This window comes from Collinsella sp. TF09-1AT, from assembly GCF_003436895.1.
In the GTDB taxonomy this organism is placed as follows: domain Bacteria; phylum Actinomycetota; class Coriobacteriia; order Coriobacteriales; family Coriobacteriaceae; genus Collinsella.
The window spans coordinates 182,307-200,242 of record NZ_QSRC01000004.1 but is presented as its reverse complement, the minus strand read 5'-3'; the positions used below and the strand labels follow the sequence as shown (position 1 = coordinate 200,242).

The following is a 17,936-nucleotide window of genomic DNA, read 5'->3' as shown; positions in this document are numbered from 1 at the left end:
TTAAGTTTTGCGCCCGCAGGCGCTCCCCTACACGCGCGTCCTTGCGCGCTTTTCCACAACTGAAAGATACCACCCTACCGTCCGCGTGAGAAGAGACAAGGCGCAATTCTCCGGTGAAAGGTTCTTTCATAACCGTAAACGGTAAGTGAAAGTTTACCATCAACACTTGAAACGGCAAGGTGTATCTTGTAATTGACAATCCCCCTATACTATGACATTACAAAACGAGTCCGATTTTCATGCCAACCAGGAGCCATCCATGACCGATAGTAGCAAGAGCGCGCTTTCCCTCATTAGTACCCATCAGGGATATAGCGAGTCCGAGCAGCGCATTGTCGACTATATATTGGAGCACCAGTCCGAGGCGCCACGCCTCACGGCGGCTCAGCTCTCGCGCGCCGCCGCCACGTCCGAGGCGACCGTTTCTCGCTTCTGCCGCAAGCTTGGCTTTGGTAGCTTCCGCAGCTTTCAGTTTTCGTTGGCAAGGGATTTGGAAAGCCAGCGCAACGAGGGCCTGACTGACGAAGTCTCGCTCGACAATATGGAGCAGAGCCTCAAGAACATTCTGGCTGCCAAGGTGAGCGAGCTTAATGCGACCATCGACGGGATCGACCACGATACGCTGGCGGCTGTTGTGCATGCCCTTAAGCATGCAGGGGTTATTGAGTTTGCGGCTGTGGGCAATACGAACGCGGTCGCGCTCGATGCGACGTTTAAGTTTTCGCAGCTGGGCCTGCGCTGCATGGCAAGCACCATTAGCGAGACATCAATCGGCTTTGCGCTCACGTTGCGCCCGGGTGACGTCATCGTGCTTATCTCAAACTCCGGCAAATCGCGCCGACTGAATCGCATGGCAAAAGCGGCTCGCGACTGCGGCGCAACCATAGTCGTCATCAGCAGCGACAGCAAATCCCCGCTCGCGCGCCTGGCAGACTACACCTTTAATACCGTCAACCACGAAGCGCTGCTGACGACGGGCGACTTTGCGTTCTCTAAAATCAGCGCAACGATGATCATCGAGGTTATCTACAACTTCCTGCTGCCCGAAATCGAGGACGCGCGCGAGCATATCAGCTACTACGAGGAGCTCATCCAGCCGGACAAGGTCGTAGAGTAAAACGCGTTGTGGGACAAAAATTACAGTCTATTTTGTCCCACCAACACCGCTGATACGACCTAACCTCGAGCTTCTTCGAGCATCTGCTTTGCGTGAGCCAAGCTTGCCTCGGACTGATCGCCGCTGAGCATGCGGGCGATCTCGGCGGTACGCGCTTCGCCGGTTACCTCGTCCAAATGCGTCTGGGGAACATCGCCCGGTTCCTTGCTGACAACATAATGCTTGTCGGCCATGACGGCAACCTGTGCCAAGTGGGTTACGACAATCACCTGATGTGTAGCGGCGAGATCTGCCAGCACGCCTGCAAGCGCACGCGCAGTGGAGCCACCAACACCAGCATCAACCTCGTCAAACACCAGCGTATCGACACCGTCTGCGTTACCGAGGACAACCTTGCTTGCCAGCATGACGCGGCTTAGCTCGCCGCCCGACGCAATTCGGCGCAGGGGGCGCGGCGTCAAACCGGCACCGCTGCGGTATAGCAACTCGTAGCTCGAAGGACCAACGGGCGTCCACTCAGCACGGGGAAGATCACGTGACTCCCAGACGAGCTCGGCACTGCCCATCTCCAAGCGCGCCATCTGGCGGCCAACCTCGTGGCAGAAGCGCGGGGCCGCCGTATTGCGAGCGCGCTTAAGTGCCTTGGCAGCGGCAAACAACTCGCGCTCGGCGATCCCGAGCGCCTCACGCGCCTTTTTGATCTGTTCATCGCCATCATCGACCAGGGACAGCAGTTCTTGCGAGCGATCGCGCATGGCAAAAACATCGTCCATGGTGGGACCCCACTGACGCAACAGGCCCTTGAGGTCGGAATACCGCTCACGCATGCGAGCGAGCTCGCGCGGGTCGAAGGCGACGCCATCGCGATAGGCACGAAGTTCGTTCGCGCAATCCTCAAGGGAGATACAGGCATCCGAAAGCGCATCGGCAATGTCACCCAGTTTGCGATCGACGGCAGCCATACGGGAAAGCTCTGCCACGGCACTGTTCACGGCATCGAGCGCTCCCCCTTCGGCGGCAAGCGATGCATGGGCATCGTTAGCTGTGGCAACCAGTACCTCGGCATGTTCGGAGCGCGGCAGCAGTTCCTCGAGTTCCTCATACTCGCCCGGTTTGGGATCGACCTCGCCGATGCGCTCGAGGGCAAAGCGCGCCTCCTCGACGCGGCTCCCCTGCGCACGCGAGGCCTCTTCGACACGTCGAACTTCCTTGGCGGCAGCGCGCGATGCCTTAAAGCAGGTGCGGTACGCATCCAGCGCCTCGAGCGCAGAGCGCCCCGCCCAGGCATCGACCATCGCAACGTGATGCGCCGGGTCGAGCAAGCGCTGATGCTCATGCTGCCCGCACAAATCCATCATCACGCCAACGCACTCCGAAAGCTCGCGCACGCTGGCGATGCGGCCGTCAATTTTAACGCGACTGCGGCCCTCGGCGGAAAGGCTGCGCTGCACGGTGAAGCCTTCCGTGTCGTGCGGCCCGTCGAACAAGCGCGCCTCGACGCTCGCCAGCGCCTCGCCCTCGCGCACCATCGACGAATCCGCGCGCTCGCCCAAAATGAGCTTGAGCGCCGAGAGCAGCGCGGTCTTGCCGGCGCCGGTCTCGCCGGTCAGGACAGTCAGGCCGGTACTCGGCACCAACGTCGCCTCGCGAATGAGTGCAATGTTAGAAACCTGAAGCTCATCGATCATGACGGACTCCGTAGAATACGCGGCTCACCGAGTTATAAAAGCTCTCGGGGCCGTAATCGAGCAGCAGCACATCTCCGGGCCCACGGCGCGCCGCCACGCTCTCGACGGTCCCATCGCAGGTAATAAACTGTCCATCGATAGCGATCGCCGGAACGCTCGGGCGGTCATCAGACATAAAGATTTCGACGACATCACTCGGCGAAGTCAAAAAGGCACGGGCCTGAATGGTGTGCGGGGCAATGGGTACGCAGACCATGCCCGTATAGTCGGGGCTCACGATGGGGCCACCGGCACTCAGCGCGTACCCCGTAGAACCAGTCGCCGTGGACACGACCACGCCATCACCACGCAAGCGATCGATATGGTGGCCCGACACTGTGATGTCAAACTCGACCATATCGGAAAGGGGGCCGCGCGTGAGCGCCATGTCGTTGAGGGCGAACGTGCGCACGACATCCTTCGTGCCATCGTCGCGCACGGACACGATATCCGCGGCGATCGTGGCGCGACGGCTCACGTGCAGCTCGCCGGACAGGGCATCGCTCACGACCTGCAGGATGTCGCGCTCCTCCGGACTCGCAGCAGTTAAAAAGCCCAGGTGGCCATAGGAAAGACCGAGGATAGGAATCTCGCGATAGTTGAGGATGCGAGCCGCGCGCAGCAGCGTGCCGTCGCCGCCGAGCGTAATGACCAGGTCGGCATCGTCAACATCGGGCGCGCTCTGGATCTTGGAGCGCTGATCGGCAGCCCATGCCACCTCGTAGCCCTGGCGCGAAAGCCAAAGCTCGAGCATCAGGCCACTCTCGACCGCCTCTTGCTTGTAGTAATTGGGAACCAGAAAGACCTTCATAGCGTTGCAGCTTTCTCGCTCAAAACCGATACCTGGGATTGCAGCTCATCGTCGGTGCGTTCACCGGGGGCAAACCTCGTGCCGTACAGGAAAAACTCAACGTTGCCCTTGGCACCATGAATGGGTGACACGCACACATCGACCGGGAACAGGCCCTTGGCAGCAAAGAGCTCAATCGCCGCCGCGAGTGTATCGCGGCGCACGGCGGGATCGGTCACAATGCCGCCCTCACCCACCAGCGCCGCCGGAGCCTCAAACTGCGGCTTTACGAGCGTGCAGAATGCGCCCATAGGTGCCAGGCACGCCAGCACCGCATCGATAATGTTCGCAATGCTGGTAAACGAGACATCACACACAGCCAGGTCGATGGCGCCCGCATAGCCAAGCTCGGGCAGCTGCGTCACGTTTGTGCGCTCATGCAGTGTCACGCGATCGTCCTGACGCAACGACCAATCGAACTGGGCGCGACCCACGTCCACCGAGACAACGGTCGCAGCTCCGCGCTTGAGCAGGCAATCGGTAAAGCCGCCGGTAGAGCAGCCAACATCCAGACAGGCAAGGCCCGTCGGATTGATGCCAAACGCATCAAGCGCGCCTTCGAGCTTAAGACCGCCGCGGCCGACATAGGGAATGCGCCCCTTCACGTGCAGCGGCAGACCCGGGGTCACCTTAAGGCCCGGCGAAGTCAAGCGCTTGCCGCCACCCGAGACCAAGCCGGCCATAAGAGTGCGAAGGGCATCCGCGCGATCGGCGCAGATGCCCTGTGAAATCAGTTCGTCATCAAGACGCACGCGTTTCATGAATGCCATCAACCATTCGTATCCGGAGATGCGGCTAGCTATCCTGGGATTCGTTTGCCGCGTCCTCATCGTATTCCTGCTGGAGCTTATCGGCCTCACGCGGAGTCAGCTCAAACTTGTCGACCATATCGACCGCGCGGGAGCCCAGCTCAATCGCCTCGTCAAACAGATCGAGTGAACGCTCCAAGGACGTATCCTTGGAGCGAACGGTAGCGATGATCTGGTCTAGACGGTCCGAGATCTCGTCAAAGTTGCGGACAGAACCCTCTGGCATGACTACTCCTCGACGGAGTCGGCCTCGACGGCCTCAGCAGCGTCCGCATCCTCGGCTAATACGCCGGCGGCAGCCTGAGCGGCAGCGACCTTGGCGGCCGCCTCGGCAGCCTGTGCCTCCTCGCGAGCGCGATCCTCGGCCAGCAGCTCCTGGTACAGGTCCTCGCCCGGCAGCTCCTCGCTGCGAGCGATCTTGCCCAGCACGCCGTTGACAAACGATGCGGACTGGTCGGTACCATAAGCCTTAGCGATTTCTACGGCCTCGTTGATCACGATAGCGTCCGAAACCTCTTCGTCGGTGAGGAAGCGCATCTCATAGACAGCGATACGCAGCAGATTGCGGTCGGCACCGGGCATGCGCATAAGATCCCAGTTCTTGGCGACGGCGCGCAGGGCACAGTCGATGCGATCAATATGCTCGTAGGCACCGCGGCAAAGCACCAACGCATAGGGGTCGAGGGGACCCTTCGAGATCAAGAAATCGCCCTCGAGGACGCGCTCGAGCGGGCTGTCCGTGGCCTCGGCCTGGAACAGCAGCTGCAGCGCCTGACTGCGGGCAAGCGTGCGCCCGCGATAAACCTTAAGGCTCAAAGGTTACTCCTTGGGGAAAACGAGGCCGTCGATGCAAACGTCAACGCGCTCGACCTCAACGCCCACCTGGGCATCGATGGCGGCGACCACTGCGGCGCGAACGGCCTCGGCGAGTTTCTTGAACGGATAGCCAAAGAACACCACGACGCGCACAGTGAGTGCGAGCTTGTCGCCGACGACCTCGGCCTCGACCGCCGGCTCGGAAGCCGGGGCCTTGGACGAGAGCATCATGGAGACAAGGTTGGTGGCAAGGTCCTTGACGCCAACGGAGGCGATGCCCTCGACATCCGACACGGCGCGCGAGACGATGGCGGTCAGAACATCGGGCGAAATGCCGATACCGTCAATCTTGATTTCCTGGGGCATGAGTCCTCCTAGAAGAGTTGGTTGCTAGACGCGGGAGACGAACTTGCCGTCGCGGGTGTCAACCTTGATGACCTCGCCCTCGTTGAGGTACATGGGGACCTGGATGACAGCGCCGGTGTCGATCGTGGCCGGCTTGGTGGAACCCTGGACGGTGTCGCCCTTAAAGCCCGGGTCGGTCTGGACAATGGTGGTCTCGATGAACATCGGCGGGGTCACGCCCATGAGCTCATCGTCGGCGAAGAGCAGCTGGCAGATGTCGTTCTCGCGCAGCCACTTGGAGTTCTCGCCCACCATGTCCTCGGGAACGGGAACCTGCTCATAGGACTCGTTGTCCATGAAGATGTAGTCGGTGCCATCGTTGTAGAGGTACTGGAACTCACGGGTGGTGAGCATGACGCTCTCGAACTTGGTGCCGGCGTTGCAGGTGTTCTCGACGACGCGGCCGCTCTTGATGTCGCGGGTCTTGTAGCGCACAAACGCGCCACCCTTTCCCGGCTTGACATGCTGGAACTCGACGATGGTGTAGACCTTGTCCTTAATGCGGAGACCGAGGCCGTTCTTGAAGTCGGCGGTAGAAATGGTAGGCATAGCGACCTTTCTTGTTATAGGCAGAACGCACAAGCGTCCAAATTACATACGACCGAAATTATACACTTGCAGACGGCGCCTGCAGAGAGCGCATAAAAAGAGAACGCGGGGCGCCCGAATCATTTCGGACGCCCCGCCTCAAACTATCTACGAAGTAGACTAGCAGTCGATAACGTGGAGGTCATGCGGGGTCTTGGTGAAGGGCTCGTAGCCGTTCTCGGTGACCACGCCGTAGTCCTCCAAGCGCACGCCGCCCACACCGGGCAGGTACACGCCGGGCTCCATGGTAATAACCGAGCCAACTTCGATGATGTTCTTGCTACGGTTGAAGTTGGGCAGCTCGTGGATGTCGATACCGACGCCGTGGCCCAGGCCATGGTTGTAGTAATCGCCATAACCGGCATCCCCGATAATCTTCTTGGAGAGCCTGAAGATGTCGTTGCCCTCGACGCCCGGATGGATGGCGGCGATGCACTCCTCGTGCGTACGGCGCACGAGCTCGTACAGGTCGAGCTGCTCCTGGGTAGGCTCGCCCATCACGACGGTACGCGTCATATCGGAGCGGTAGTCGCAATAGCCCGCGCCGTAATCCATGAGGACGAAGTCGCCCTTCTCGATCACGCGGTCACTCGGGACGGCGTGCGGGTTCGCAGTGTTGGGACCGCTCGCGACAATGGAACCAAAGGCCAAGCTGTCGGCGCCGTTGGCGAACATAAAGTTCTCAAGCTCGTTGCGAACCTGCTTCTCGGTCATACCAGGCTTAATAAAGCCGAGCATATGCTGGAAGGCGGCGTCGGTGATCGACTGTGCGTGGCGCATGAGCTCGATCTCCTCGGCATCCTTGACGGCGCGCATCTTACGGATGTCGTCGTGCATCAGCGGCAGCATGCAAGCGACGGAGCGGTCCTCCAGGCCGCGCTGAATGCCCTGGTAGAAGTTAATCTGCATATCGTCCTCGACAGCGCAGACGCGGCACTTGTTGGCCGCGATCTTGCCGGCGACCCAACCGGGGATGGTGCCCTCGTCCATGTCGTAGACCCAGGGACTGCCGGCGGGCGTGTTCTCCTCAAAGCTGTTGAGATAGCGCGAATCGGTATGGAACAGGCACTGGTCAGCCGTAATAAACGCCGCGTGCGGAAACTCGAAGGTGTAATCGAAGACGCCCTTCACGCCCGTAAGCCAACGAAGATTTGCCTCGTCGCGCACCACGATGGCGTCGTAGCCACGCTCGACCATCAGGGCACGGACACGCTCGATACGACCGGCAGGACCGGCAGCAAACTCAGACATGCAGATTCCTTTCTTGTTGTCGTCACATACAGACGGGACGGGCTCAATCAGCGTACGAAAACGCAAGCGATTCGTAACCGATTGAAAACCCGTCCCTCAACATGATACGAAAGACGATGGATGTCAATAAATCTTAGAGAAGTTCCTTACGAGAAGCCAGATACGCCTGGGCATGGCGCTCGAGAACCTCGTCCTCCACGCTGGTCAAACGAATAGCGCCAAGCGCCGCGGGCAACGGCAGCATGCTACGGTTCGAGCGCGCAAACTGCTGCCTGCGGAACTCCTCGACAAACGCGGTAGGCTCCAGGTCGAAGGCAAGTTCCTCGATGCCAAAGTCCTCCAGGCAGTCATCGACATCAAACACATAGTCGATATCGAAGTCGCAGGCATCATGTGCTAGGCGTGCCTCAAAGCGCATGCCCTCGGACAACAGCTGGTAGGCAGGGATCCGCGAAGCGGCATCTCCCAAGCAGGCGCGCAGGGTGCGTTCTCCCGTCTTGCCAAAATCGAGCGCATGCCGAGCGCTCGGGTTCGTGGCCATCAATACGTCCTTGCGGGCAGTCTGAGACCATTGGACGGCATTGACGAGCGCGACCTCCTCACCAGCAAGAATCTCGGGGACAGTCTCAATAAACTGATTCCAGCGCGACTTGCTGCTCGAAAGCATGGTGCCAACAAGTACCGCATAGCCGAGCTTGAGGTCCTCGGGGTCCGCTTCGCGAACAAGGTCGAGGTCACACACGACCAAGCCCGGTTCGGGACGGAACGCGATAGCGGGAAGCGCATTCGCCGACGAAGCGACGAGCGGCTTCATGGTCGTCGCGACCGTGAGCATGGCGTCGAAGGTCGTCGGCAGCAGCGCGCACTCAGTTCGGCCGCACCACTGGTTGGCGCACCAGCTAACAACCGAGCAGGTCGCCGTGTCGCCGACGGCGACAACGAGATCGTCACAGGTAATGCCGTTAGCCGACAGGGCGCCAAAGACGGTATCGGCATCGGCCAGCGTGGCACCGGCAGGCGAAACCTCGAGGACGAGCGGCGACACGGCAAAGCCAGCATCGACCAGAGCGTGCTCAACGACCTCGCCAAAACGCTCTGACGTGGCGGTGTTCCAAACGACCATCGCACGCTTAGGCTTGCCCACGGCCGAGGCAAACATACGCGACAGCTCATCGAACGCGCCCAATCCGACACGGACATCGACGCTGCGGTTTTGGAAATTGATCAGTTGACGGCGAATCATAGCAGTCCACGCTCCAAAAGCATCTCGGCACAAAGGTAGGAAACGTCCTCGAAGGACTTGTTGCGAATATCAAGGGTAAGGTCGGCTGCCTGGCGATACAGCGGACGGCGATGCTCAAACAGGCGCGCGGCATGCTCGGGCGAGCGGAAATCGGGGCGCGTGTCGCACCGACGAATCTGGCGCAACGAGTCCTCGAAGTCGCCCTCGAGGTACACGCACGTACCCATTTCGTGCATCAGTTTAATGTTCACTGGCGTCTCGACGATGCCACCCCCGCACGATACCAGCAGGCTGCGCTCGCTTTGAAGCGAACGGAGTGCCGAGGTCTCGAGCTCGCGAAAACGATCCTCGCCCTCGGTCTCAAAAATCTCGGTAACCGACTTGCCGCATCGACGCACGACCAGGCGGTCGGTATCGATAAAACGCCGCTTGAACATGGTGCCGACGTTGCGCGCGAGCGTCGATTTGCCCGCGCCCAAAAAGCCGATAAAGAAGATATGGTCGCAGCCGTGTTTGATGTGCTGGGACATAGCGAGACCTATTCCTCGCAGGGAAGGTCGCGCAGGGCCCGGCGCTCAAAGATACGGAAGATCTGCGTGTACCACAGGTCCTGGGTTGCTTGCGGCTTGACCAGGATGGTATCGACGCCGGCAAAGTTGCCGCTCCACACGTCCGTGTAGAGCTGATCACCGATCAGCACCGCCTCATCGGCCGTGGCGCCGAGGCGCTTAAGACCCGCCTTGAGGGCAAACGGAGCCGGCTTCATAGCGTGGCTGATGGCCTCGAGCCCCAACTCGCGTGCAGAGCTCATGACCTGGTCGCGATGCCAGTTGTTGGACACCATGCACAGCTTAAAGCCTTTGGCACGGGCGGCATCGAGCCAAGCGGAAACCGCGGCGGGAACCTGCTCGGTATCGCGCGGCACCAGGGTGTTATCGCGATCGAGCAGAATGGCGCGTTTGCCGTCGGCCCACAGGGTATCAAGGTCGATGCGATCGACCGAGGCAACGTATCGTTTGGGGCTAAAAATCCTCATGCTAATTCCAAGACTGTTGATGTTCTTCGTAGGTTTGCGAGAAATACTCCTCGTCCTGTGTAATGTAGAAATACAGGTCATCGGAGTCGGTCGGCTCAAGGGTGGCCTTGAGCGCCTCGAGCGACGGAGAACAGATGGGCGTGGGCGGCAGGCCCTCGTGCTTATAGGTGTTATACGGGCTATCGCTCTGCAGGTCGTCGGCGGTAACCTCGCCGCCGGTAACATACATCATGGTCGCATCGCTGTTGAGATAACGCAGACCGTCAAGCTTACCGGCAAGGCGGTTGTAGAAGACCGAGGCCACGTGCGACCGTTGATCGGCGTTGAGACCCTCGCGCTCAACGATAGAGGAAAGGTTAACGATGTCGTAATCGGACATCTCCACACCGTAGCGCTCCTTGATCTTGGCCTCGCAGCTGGCAAAGTCAAGCGACTTGTACTCGGTCTTAAACTGATCGAGCATGGCGCGAATCACTTCATCGGCCGTCGGCGAATCGCCCAGCGAATAGGTCTTGGGGAACAAGAAGCCCTCGAGCGAATCGTTTGCAGCACCCCTAAGGAAGCTATAATCGTCCACGTAGTTGGAGGCCTTGGCCTGGTTGAGGAAGTCTTCCTTAGAGATGCTGTCGTAGGCCTGGGCCACACGGTCGGCGACTTGATCGACCGTCAAGCCCTCGGGAATCGTCATCGCATTGGAGCCCGCGTTGGGGCCTTCCATGAGTTGCTGCACCACCTTAGTCGCATCCATGAGCGTGGTGAACGAATAAGTGCCGGGCTTAAGCGACATATCGGCGCTGAGCTTTTTTACCGCCGCATAGTAATCCTTGGGATTTTCGACGATATGATTCTCGGAAAGAATCGAGGCGATCGTATCGCCCGAAGCACCGTCGGGAATGGTCACCGTAACCTGCTGACCAGCCGTGACCTTCGAATCCTCGCCGGCAAAGAAGCCCTTGACGACTGGCACGACAAAGAACACGATCGCGACAAGCGCAAGCACGGCGACGACGCCACCGATAATCATAGGCACCGGGGAGCTTTTCTTTTGGGAACCACGGCGGGCGTGCGTGTTATAGCTCGATCGCGTGGCCGGAGCAACGCCGTGCGAGCCATGAGCGTGATGCGAATGCGATTGGGGGACCTGCGTTCGCTGGATAGGTGCCTGCTGCTTAAAGCGGGTACCGCCTGCAGGCTGGGCCGTACGAGCAGTGGGCTGCTGACCCGTCCACTGAGCAGGTTGGGCCGAACGAGAGGAGGACTGCACCGGGCGCGCGGCAGACTGAGCTGCGCGCTGTGTCGGCTGTGCCGGACGCTGGCCAGGTTGGGTAGGGCGCGGCACAGGCTGTCGTGTACGAATCGGCTGGCGCGGATCGGAAGCGCTAGGCATGCGAGACCTCCTCGTTTTTACGATCAAGCCACGTCTGCAAAAACAGGCTAGCGGCAATCATGTCAATCTTGCCCCTCATCTGCTTTTCGTTGAGTCCCTGCTCGCGCAAGATGCGCTTGGCCTCTTGCGAGGACAGACGCTCGTCCTCAAACTCCAGCGGTAGTTCGAGCTCGTCGGCAATCTTTTGCGCTACGGCGGCGACGCGCTCGGCCTGGGGGCCGGGCTCACCGGCCATAGTCAAGGGACGCCCGCTTACCAGGATATCGGGCTCATAGTCCTCGACCAGGTAGCGAAACGTCTTGGCCATACCGGTGACCTCGGCAGCCGGAAGCACCTTGACAGGCATTGCCATCTTGCCATCACGGCTTGAGACGGCAATACCGATCCTAGTCTCCCCTATGTCCAGCGCGAGCGCGACCACAGCGACTACTTAGGTTCTTAGGCGCCGAGCGCGGTCTTGGCGACCGCGAGGGCATCGGCGATACCGGCAGCGTTCTTGCCACCGGCCTGGGCCATGTTGGGACGACCGCCACCGCGACCATCGACCAGGCCCGCGATCTGCTTGATCACGTTGCCGGCGTGGAAACCGGCCTTCACAGCGTCATCGGAGCCGGCGGCGAGCAGGGCCGGGGTGCCCTTCTCGGTAACGCTGGCAACTACGCAGGCGACGGGGCCGGCAACCTTCTGGTGCACGGTATCCCAGACGTTGCGCAGGTCTGCGGCCTCGAGACCCTGGAGCTCAGCGACGACGAGCTTGTATCCATTCAGCTCGACAGCGCCGTCGATGGCGCTGGAAATGGCGTCGGAGGAGCCACCGGTCAGAGCCTTCTTGAGCTTGTTAGAAGTCTCGCGCAGCTCGGCCTGCAGGTTCTCCACGCGGGCGGGAACCTCGTCGACGCGGCACTTGAGCGCAGCGGCGGCAGCGTCAACGAGCGCCAGGCGGTCGTCCATGTAATCGAGAGCGCCCTTGGAGGTCACGGCCTCGATACGCCGGACGTTCGAACCCGTGGAGGACTCAGAAATGATCTTGAACAGACCGATCTCGGCGGTATTGGCGGCATGCGTACCACCGCAGAGCTCGCGGGAGAACGGCTGATCCTCGGCGCCCACGGAGACGACGCGGACGACGTCTCCGTACTTCTCGCCAAACAGGGCGACAGCGCCGGCGGCCTTGGCCTCATCGATGCCCATGACGCGGGTCACGACCGGCTTGGAAGCGAAAATCTGCTGGTTGACCAGGTCCTCGACAGCCTTGAGCTGCACGGAAGACAGAGCCTCGAAGTGCGTGAAGTCAAAGCGCAGGTGCTCGGGCGTCACCAGCGAGCCGGCCTGGGAGACATGCTCGCCTAGGACCTGCTTAAGCGCGGCGTCGAGCAGGTGGGTGGCGGTGTGGTTACGGCGCAGGAAACCACGGCGCTCGGCGTCGAGCGCGGCGGTCACGGTAGCACCGACGGTCAGCGTGCCCTCGGCAACGTGCGCGACGTGAGCATACAGGCCATTGTGGTTCTTGGTGTCGGCAACAGTCAGAACAACGCCCTCGGCGGAAAGCTTGCCGGCGTCGCCCTGCTGGCCACCCATCTCGGCGTAGAACGGAGTGCGGTCGAGCACGACCTCAACATCCTCGCCGGCGGCAGCGGACTCGACGGACTCGCCGTTGCGCACGATGGCGACAACCTTGGCGCCCTCAATCACATCGTTGTCGTAACCGTCGAACTCGGTCGCGGCAACCTTGTCGGAAAGCTCGACCCACACGTCGTTGAAGCTGCCCCAGGCGTCGCCCTTGGCATTGGCGCGAGCGCGGGCCTTCTGGTCCTCCATGCAAGCGGTAAAGCCATCCATGTCGACGTCGTGACCGGCGGTGCCGGCGATCTCGACAGTCAGGTCAATGGGGAAACCAAAGGTGTCGTGAAGCTTAAAGGCAACATCGCCCGGAAGGACAGCGCCGTCGGCGAGCGCGGCCAGGGCCTCGTCCAGGTAAACGCGGCCGTTGTCGAGCGTCGTTGAGAAACGCTCCTCCTCGGAGGCGACGATGCCCTTAACGAGCGCGACGTTCTTGAGCAGCTCGGGATAAGCCTCGCCCATCTGAGCGTTGACCTCGTCGATAAACTTGGTCAGGAAGGCGCCCTCGATGCCCAGCAGACGACCGTGGAACACGGCACGACGGAGCAGGCGGCGCAGGACGTACTCGCGACCCTCGTTACCGGGCAGGACGCCGTCGGAGATCATAAAGTCAACGGCACGGGAGTGGTCGGCGATGATGCGCAGGGAGCGGCTGGCACCGGAGTAATCGTCGGCGTCATAGGTCTTGCCGCTGATCTTCTCACCGAGCTTGATGAGGTGCTGCATCAGATCGCCGTCGTAGTTAGCGGTCTTGTGCTGCATGATAGCGGCCATGCGCTCCAGACCCATGCCCGTATCGAGGTTGCGGTGCGGCAGCTCCGGCATGGAGCCGTCCTCCTGGCGGTCGTACTGGGTAAACACGAGGTTCCAGAACTCAAGGAAGCGGTCGCAGTCGCAGCCAGGCTTGCAGTCGGGGCTGCCGCAACCGACCTCCTCGCCCATGTCAAAGTAGATCTCGGAGCACGGACCGCAGGGGCCGGTGGGGCCAGCGGCCCAGAAGTTGTCGTCCTCGCCCAGGCGGGAGATGTGATCCTCGGCAACGCCCAGAGAGCGCCACACATCGTGGGTCTCGTCGTCTTCGGTAAAGACGGTGAAGTACAGGCGGTCGAGCGGCAGCTTGAACTCCTTGGTGATGAGCTCAAAAGCCCAAGCGCAGGCCTGCTGCTTGGAGATGCCGCCAAAGGAGAAGTCGCCGAGCATCTCAAAGAAGGACAGGTGACGGCCGTCCTCACCGATGCAGTCGATGTCGTTGGTGCGGACACACTTCTGGCAGGAGATCGCGCCGATCTCCTTCATGGTCTTCTTGCCCTGGTAGTACTCCTTAAACTGGTTCATGCCTGCGTTGGCAAGCAGCAGCGAAGGATCGTCGGGGACGAGGGACGAAGAAGGATAGAGCTTAAGACCGCGCTCCTCAAAGAAGTTGAGGAACTTGGAGCGAATCTCGGCCGTAGTCATTGACGGGTAGTCAGCACTCATAGAGGGAATCTCCTCAGTTTCACATCGAAACAGTTCAAACGTAACGATATTACCATCCCACCGCGCCTGTGCAAAAAAGAGGGCCGCCAAACAGCGACCCTCCAGCGAAAGTGCACGTTATTTAGGTCTGTCAAATACTTTGAAAAAAAATGATTTCGGTAAAATTTCATATAAGAATCGTCCGGAAGGAGCGATCGATGAATAGCAAACGGTTTGTCGTGAATGCACTAACCTCAGTAGCCCTTTTAGCAATCTTCGCTTACTCGAGCTGGTATGTGAACCAGCCGAGATTTGGCTACGCATTGTACGCAGTAACATCTGGCGATAAAGCGTATTACACCCTAAGCGCAATTGACGCCATCTTTTTCTATGTGGCTGGCCCCTTATCAATCGCTTTGATCGCGTTTCTTGTCATTTACAACTTCAAGAAACGTTAATGGGACCTATTTAGCATCCGAATCGTCCATGGAGCCGTCGATGCCGGTTTTGGTGTCGTCCGTATTGGAATCGTCATCCCTGGCGAAGGGGTTCTTGAAAAAACCGGTCGCATCGGGCTGCAGGCCCGAGAGCTTAATCCAGGGATTATCGAGCTCAGGCTTGGGCATGGCCTTGGCCTCGGGCGCAGTCTCGTTGCCGATGAGCTCAGACTCGTAAATGAACGTATCATCTCCGAGCGCGTCGTAGGCGGCGACCGGGTTGCCATCGGCATCGCGGTACGGCGTGCCCTTAAACACGGCGCCGTCATAGGCCACGAGCTGGCGGCCGGTCTCATTCTCGAAGTAGTACACGAAGATACCCTTGAGGGCCGCACACAGCGGGATGGCAATAATCATGCCGATGGGGCCCATGAGTGCCGAGCCAATAACGAGCGCCGTGAGGCTCATGATGGGATGCACCTGCACCGAGCTCTGCATGACCTTAGGCGAAATCACGTTATCGGTGACGTTTTGTGCGACCATCGTCACGACGAGCGTCCATAACGCCAACATGGGGCTGAACATAAAGCCGAGTACCGTGGCGATTGCTGCGCTCACCCAGGGACCGACGACCGGAACCAAATGCATGATCCCCGTAAAGATAGCCATGAGCGCCGCATACGGATGGCCGATGATCATAAAACCGATAAAGGCAAGGAAGCCACCGCAGATGGACGTCACGACCATACCGCGCATGTAGCCGCCGACGGAGCGAGAAAGGATGGCGACCATAAAGCGGTACGAAGTCTCCTTCTCCTGACCGATGATGGTGCAAATCTCGCGGTGGATGCGAGGGTAGTCGCATGCCATCCAGTAGGCAAGCACCAGACCAAGGAAGATCACGAACAACTGCGAGGCCGTATTGGTGATGAGCGGGAAAACACCGCGGCCAAGCTCGGCAGCAATCTGTGACACATACTTCGATGCCACGGTAACCAGCGACGAAAGATTATCGTCCAAATACTCCTTGAGCGGCGTGTTGTTAAGCGTCTTGGCATGCGAGATCATCTCATTGAGATCGCCACCCGCAACACGAAGCTGCTCGGGCAGGCGGCTCAGGACTTCCATGATTTGACCGAGCAAAATAGGCGAGAGGATGCAGACGACGCCGACGAGCACGGCAACAACCACAATGAGCGCGATGAGCGAACCGAGGCCACGTCCGACGCCGTGATGCTCGAGCCAGTTGGTGATCGGGGACATCACAAAAGCAATAATGGAGCCGACGGCGAGAAACTCGATAACCGGTGCCAGGATGCCCATAAGGTTAAAGATGACAGCAGCAATAACAATGCAGCCGACAACAGCCCAAATGCGCAGCGTCATAATGCGGGTGCCGCGCAGCGCGCGATCGGTTTGCTGGGGGCGCTCACTCATGAACGAATCATCACTCCGTCGGGGTCGATCTTGTCCTGAATCTTCTTAAGCGTGCGGCGCAGCAGACGCGAAACCTGCACCTGAGAAATACCCAGCTTCTTGGCGATCTCGATCTGGGTCATGCCCTTCACGAAGCGCAGCTCGATCACCTCGCGCTCGCGCGGCGAGAAATCGCGAATGGCCTCCTCAATCACCAAGCGGTCATCGGTAAAGTCGAGTTCATTGTCCTCGTCGGCATAACGGTCGAGAATCGAAGGCGAATCGTCGGAATCAGATGTACCGGGAGCCTCGATAGGCACCGAGGTATAGGCCGAAGACGATTCCATAGCCTCGAGGACCTCGTCGACAGTCACATCTAGATACTCAGCGATCTCCTCAACCTTGGGCGAACGCTGCAGCTCGTTGGTAAGTTTGTCAGTAGCCTGGTTGACCTTGGCCGAGAGCTCCTGCAGACGACGCGGCACGCGTACGCTCCAGCCCTTGTCGCGGAAATGGCGTTTGATCTCACCCAGGATAGTGGGTGTCGCAAACGTCGTGAACTCAAGTCCGCGTTCAGGGTCAAAGCGGTCGATAGCCTTGAGCAAGCCCAGATAGCCGACCTGCAAAAGGTCATCGAGTGGCTCGCCGCGATTCTTAAATTTGTTGGCAAGAAACCTTACCAGGTTCATATGGGACATGACGAGCTGCTCGCGGGCGTCCGGATCACCGGTCTCCTTGTAGCGGCGAAACAGCTCGCGGGTTTTCTCCTTATCCCAAGCGGTCTTGCCGCTCCGGGAACGTTCGGTCATATTAGATATCCGCCTTGAGGTCGAGGGAAAGCGTCAGGGGCGCCGCGGTCTTTTCGTAGGAGTCGCACACGCTTGCAAGGATGAGCTCGGCATACACCGCAGCCTGGTCGTCTTCATCGACAGTCGCCTGATCGCCAAAGGTAAAGGTCATGCCCACGTGCGATTCGTCGACATCGAATTTGATCGAGATATCGTCGGAATCAACAGCCGTGCAGCCAAAGATGAAGGCTTCCTCGGCAGCCATGCGGATGTCCTCGATGCGATCGACAGACATGGAGCACAGGGCACCAACGTTGGCCGCCGTCATGCGCACAAGGCGAGCGAGACGCGGGTCACCAGCAACGGTAAGCGTGATGGGGCAGGTTGCTTCGCTACTCATCTCAGGACTCCTCAGAGGTCTCGGCGGGCGTATAGGTGTAATACTGAGCCGGCCTGGCTACAGACTTGTGAGCCACATCTGCGCCATCGGCGGCCTCGTCCTCGCCAATTAGGACGCGCTCGGTGGGCTGCTCGGCCTCCGCAGCGGCAGCGGCGAGCTTGCGCTCGGCGTCAGCTGCAGGTGCCTTCACCTTATTGAACAGCTTCTGCACGGCACCGGCGGCAGAATCGGTCACGCTCGACACGGCGTTGCTGGCCTCGGCCATACTGCCCGTGACCTCGGAAATGTCGCGAACGACGGCCTCAACCTCAACGAGGTTGGACGTCAGGGCGTCAACGGCGGTCTTGCTCGACTTAAGCAGCGGCTCAATCTGGGCAAGTGCCGGTGTAAGCTCGTCGACAGCGCCGTCGAGTTTTGCCACCACCGGCTGCGCCTCGGCGATAGTGTTGTTGAGGTCGGTTACGGTCTTATCGAGCGAGTCGACAACGGTGCGGGTCTTGCGCAGCGTGAGCGCGAGCTCAGCGATAGCCCACACGCCGGCAATGGCAAGCACCAGCAGGGCAATTTGAATGGGACTCATACAAGCCTCCC

20 protein-coding genes are annotated in these 17,936 nt (G+C 59.9%); 2 read left to right on the top strand and 18 right to left on the bottom strand.

Annotated features, from left to right (window positions below; all coding sequences use genetic code 11):
• Nucleotides 1-259: 259 nt before the first annotated feature.
• Nucleotides 260-1,117 carry a MurR/RpiR family transcriptional regulator gene (locus tag DXC90_RS05365; protein ID WP_118273438.1) on the top strand — a complete coding sequence of 286 codons (858 nt, stop codon included), beginning with the start codon at nucleotides 260-262 and terminating at the stop codon, nucleotides 1,115-1,117.
• Nucleotides 1,118-1,176: 59 nt separating this feature from the next.
• Here the strand turns inward: DXC90_RS05365 and DXC90_RS05360 are convergent, their stop codons facing one another.
• The 14 genes from DXC90_RS05360 to alaS all read right to left on the bottom strand — a co-directional run bounded on the left by DXC90_RS05360 (nucleotide 1,177) and on the right by alaS (nucleotide 14,325).
• Nucleotides 1,177-2,805 (bottom strand): DNA repair protein RecN, encoded by a 1,629-nt coding sequence (locus DXC90_RS05360; protein ID WP_117735070.1) that lies wholly within the window; start codon nucleotides 2,803-2,805, stop codon nucleotides 1,177-1,179.
• Nucleotides 2,795-3,655 (bottom strand): NAD(+)/NADH kinase, encoded by an 861-nt coding sequence (locus DXC90_RS05355; RefSeq protein WP_117735069.1) that lies wholly within the window; start codon nucleotides 3,653-3,655, stop codon nucleotides 2,795-2,797. Before DXC90_RS05355 ends, DXC90_RS05360 begins: the two co-directional genes overlap by 11 nt.
• Nucleotides 3,652-4,455 carry a TlyA family RNA methyltransferase gene (locus DXC90_RS05350; protein ID WP_233502192.1) on the bottom strand — a complete coding sequence of 268 codons (804 nt, stop codon included), beginning with the start codon at nucleotides 4,453-4,455 and terminating at the stop codon, nucleotides 3,652-3,654. The genes DXC90_RS05355 and DXC90_RS05350 overlap by 4 nt, the downstream gene beginning before the upstream one ends.
• 34 nt (nucleotides 4,456-4,489) lie before the next feature.
• Nucleotides 4,490-4,729, bottom strand: coding sequence for an exodeoxyribonuclease VII small subunit (locus DXC90_RS05345; protein ID WP_117735067.1), 240 nt, complete (start codon nucleotides 4,727-4,729; stop codon nucleotides 4,490-4,492).
• Nucleotides 4,730-4,731: 2 nt separating this feature from the next.
• The gene (gene nusB / locus DXC90_RS05340; protein ID WP_147326609.1) at nucleotides 4,732-5,319 is read right to left on the bottom strand and encodes a transcription antitermination factor NusB; all 588 of its coding nucleotides are present in this window, start codon (nucleotides 5,317-5,319) and stop codon (nucleotides 4,732-4,734) included.
• Nucleotides 5,320-5,322: 3 nt separating this feature from the next.
• Entirely contained in the window at nucleotides 5,323-5,685 is a 363-nt protein-coding gene (locus tag DXC90_RS05335) for an Asp23/Gls24 family envelope stress response protein (RefSeq protein ID WP_006233982.1), read from the bottom strand.
• A 24-nt stretch (nucleotides 5,686-5,709) separates the two neighbouring features.
• Complete coding sequence (gene efp / locus DXC90_RS05330) at nucleotides 5,710-6,273, bottom strand: elongation factor P (protein ID WP_006233983.1); 564 nt, start codon at nucleotides 6,271-6,273, stop codon at nucleotides 5,710-5,712.
• A gap of 159 nt (nucleotides 6,274-6,432) precedes the next feature.
• Nucleotides 6,433-7,563, bottom strand: a complete 1,131-nt coding sequence (locus DXC90_RS05325; protein ID WP_117735066.1) for a Xaa-Pro peptidase family protein — start codon at nucleotides 7,561-7,563, stop codon at nucleotides 6,433-6,435.
• Between the two features lie 133 nt (nucleotides 7,564-7,696).
• Nucleotides 7,697-8,806 (bottom strand): hypothetical protein, encoded by a 1,110-nt coding sequence (locus DXC90_RS05320; protein ID WP_117735065.1) that lies wholly within the window; start codon nucleotides 8,804-8,806, stop codon nucleotides 7,697-7,699.
• The gene (locus DXC90_RS05315) at nucleotides 8,803-9,336 is read right to left on the bottom strand and encodes a shikimate kinase (protein ID WP_117735064.1); all 534 of its coding nucleotides are present in this window, start codon (nucleotides 9,334-9,336) and stop codon (nucleotides 8,803-8,805) included. The genes DXC90_RS05320 and DXC90_RS05315 overlap by 4 nt, the downstream gene beginning before the upstream one ends.
• Nucleotides 9,337-9,344: 8 nt before the next feature.
• Nucleotides 9,345-9,842, bottom strand: coding sequence for a YqeG family HAD IIIA-type phosphatase (locus tag DXC90_RS05310; RefSeq protein WP_117646451.1), 498 nt, complete (start codon nucleotides 9,840-9,842; stop codon nucleotides 9,345-9,347).
• Nucleotide 9,843: 1 nt separating this feature from the next.
• Nucleotides 9,844-11,229 (bottom strand): endolytic transglycosylase MltG, encoded by a 1,386-nt coding sequence (gene mltG / locus DXC90_RS05305; RefSeq protein WP_233502184.1) that lies wholly within the window; start codon nucleotides 11,227-11,229, stop codon nucleotides 9,844-9,846.
• Nucleotides 11,222-11,650, bottom strand: a complete 429-nt coding sequence (gene ruvX, locus DXC90_RS05300; protein WP_089571740.1) for a Holliday junction resolvase RuvX — start codon at nucleotides 11,648-11,650, stop codon at nucleotides 11,222-11,224. Before ruvX ends, mltG begins: the two co-directional genes overlap by 8 nt.
• Nucleotides 11,651-11,667: 17 nt before the next feature.
• Complete coding sequence (gene alaS, locus DXC90_RS05295) at nucleotides 11,668-14,325, bottom strand: alanine--tRNA ligase (RefSeq protein ID WP_117735062.1); 2,658 nt, start codon at nucleotides 14,323-14,325, stop codon at nucleotides 11,668-11,670.
• 197 nt (nucleotides 14,326-14,522) lie between these two features.
• Here alaS and DXC90_RS09530 point away from each other — a divergent pair, with 197 nt between their 5' ends.
• Nucleotides 14,523-14,762, top strand: a complete 240-nt coding sequence (locus DXC90_RS09530; protein WP_117735061.1) for a hypothetical protein — start codon at nucleotides 14,523-14,525, stop codon at nucleotides 14,760-14,762.
• A 6-nt stretch (nucleotides 14,763-14,768) separates the two neighbouring features.
• On the opposite strand, the gene DXC90_RS05285 is transcribed toward DXC90_RS09530, so the two are convergent.
• Genes DXC90_RS05285 through DXC90_RS05270 form a run of 4 tightly spaced genes read right to left on the bottom strand, consistent with a single transcriptional unit; the run spans nucleotide 14,769 to nucleotide 17,925 of the window.
• Entirely contained in the window at nucleotides 14,769-16,178 is a 1,410-nt protein-coding gene (locus tag DXC90_RS05285) for an AI-2E family transporter (protein WP_117735060.1), read from the bottom strand.
• Entirely contained in the window at nucleotides 16,175-16,966 is a 792-nt protein-coding gene (locus tag DXC90_RS05280) for an RNA polymerase sigma factor SigF (RefSeq protein WP_117735059.1), read from the bottom strand. Before DXC90_RS05280 ends, DXC90_RS05285 begins: the two co-directional genes overlap by 4 nt.
• 1 nt (nucleotide 16,967) lies before the next feature.
• Nucleotides 16,968-17,345 (bottom strand): hypothetical protein, encoded by a 378-nt coding sequence (locus DXC90_RS05275; protein WP_022094590.1) that lies wholly within the window; start codon nucleotides 17,343-17,345, stop codon nucleotides 16,968-16,970.
• A gap of 1 nt (nucleotide 17,346) precedes the next feature.
• On the bottom strand, nucleotides 17,347-17,925 hold the full coding sequence (locus DXC90_RS05270) for a hypothetical protein (RefSeq protein ID WP_117735058.1): 579 nt from the start codon (nucleotides 17,923-17,925) through the stop codon (nucleotides 17,347-17,349).
• Nucleotides 17,926-17,936 lie beyond the last annotated feature (11 nt).

Excerpts from the sequence above, each read along its gene's own strand:
- DXC90_RS05325 (WP_117735066.1), bottom strand. The coding sequence starts at position 7,563 with ATGTCTGAGTTTGCTGCCGGTCCTGCCGGTCGTATCGAGCGTGTCCGT.
- DXC90_RS05360 (WP_117735070.1), bottom strand. The coding sequence starts at position 2,805 with ATGATCGATGAGCTTCAGGTTTCTAACATTGCACTCATTCGCGAGGCG.
- DXC90_RS05350 (WP_233502192.1), bottom strand. The coding sequence starts at position 4,455 with ATGAAACGCGTGCGTCTTGATGACGAACTGATTTCACAGGGCATCTGC.
- DXC90_RS05315 (WP_117735064.1), bottom strand. The coding sequence starts at position 9,336 with ATGTCCCAGCACATCAAACACGGCTGCGACCATATCTTCTTTATCGGC.
- DXC90_RS05365 (WP_118273438.1), top strand. The coding sequence starts at position 260 with ATGACCGATAGTAGCAAGAGCGCGCTTTCCCTCATTAGTACCCATCAG.
- mltG (WP_233502184.1), bottom strand. The coding sequence starts at position 11,229 with ATGCCTAGCGCTTCCGATCCGCGCCAGCCGATTCGTACACGACAGCCT.
- DXC90_RS05320 (WP_117735065.1), bottom strand. The coding sequence starts at position 8,806 with ATGATTCGCCGTCAACTGATCAATTTCCAAAACCGCAGCGTCGATGTC.
- DXC90_RS05270 (WP_117735058.1), bottom strand. The coding sequence starts at position 17,925 with ATGAGTCCCATTCAAATTGCCCTGCTGGTGCTTGCCATTGCCGGCGTG.
- DXC90_RS05275 (WP_022094590.1), bottom strand. The coding sequence starts at position 17,345 with ATGAGTAGCGAAGCAACCTGCCCCATCACGCTTACCGTTGCTGGTGAC.
- DXC90_RS05310 (WP_117646451.1), bottom strand. The coding sequence starts at position 9,842 with ATGAGGATTTTTAGCCCCAAACGATACGTTGCCTCGGTCGATCGCATC.
- alaS (WP_117735062.1), bottom strand. The coding sequence starts at position 14,325 with ATGAGTGCTGACTACCCGTCAATGACTACGGCCGAGATTCGCTCCAAG.
- DXC90_RS05335 (WP_006233982.1), bottom strand. The coding sequence starts at position 5,685 with ATGCCCCAGGAAATCAAGATTGACGGTATCGGCATTTCGCCCGATGTT.
- DXC90_RS05280 (WP_117735059.1), bottom strand. The coding sequence starts at position 16,966 with ATGACCGAACGTTCCCGGAGCGGCAAGACCGCTTGGGATAAGGAGAAA.
- DXC90_RS05355 (WP_117735069.1), bottom strand. The coding sequence starts at position 3,655 with ATGAAGGTCTTTCTGGTTCCCAATTACTACAAGCAAGAGGCGGTCGAG.
- efp (WP_006233983.1), bottom strand. The coding sequence starts at position 6,273 with ATGCCTACCATTTCTACCGCCGACTTCAAGAACGGCCTCGGTCTCCGC.
- DXC90_RS05285 (WP_117735060.1), bottom strand. The coding sequence starts at position 16,178 with ATGAGTGAGCGCCCCCAGCAAACCGATCGCGCGCTGCGCGGCACCCGC.
- DXC90_RS09530 (WP_117735061.1), top strand. The coding sequence starts at position 14,523 with ATGAATAGCAAACGGTTTGTCGTGAATGCACTAACCTCAGTAGCCCTT.
- DXC90_RS05345 (WP_117735067.1), bottom strand. The coding sequence starts at position 4,729 with ATGCCAGAGGGTTCTGTCCGCAACTTTGACGAGATCTCGGACCGTCTA.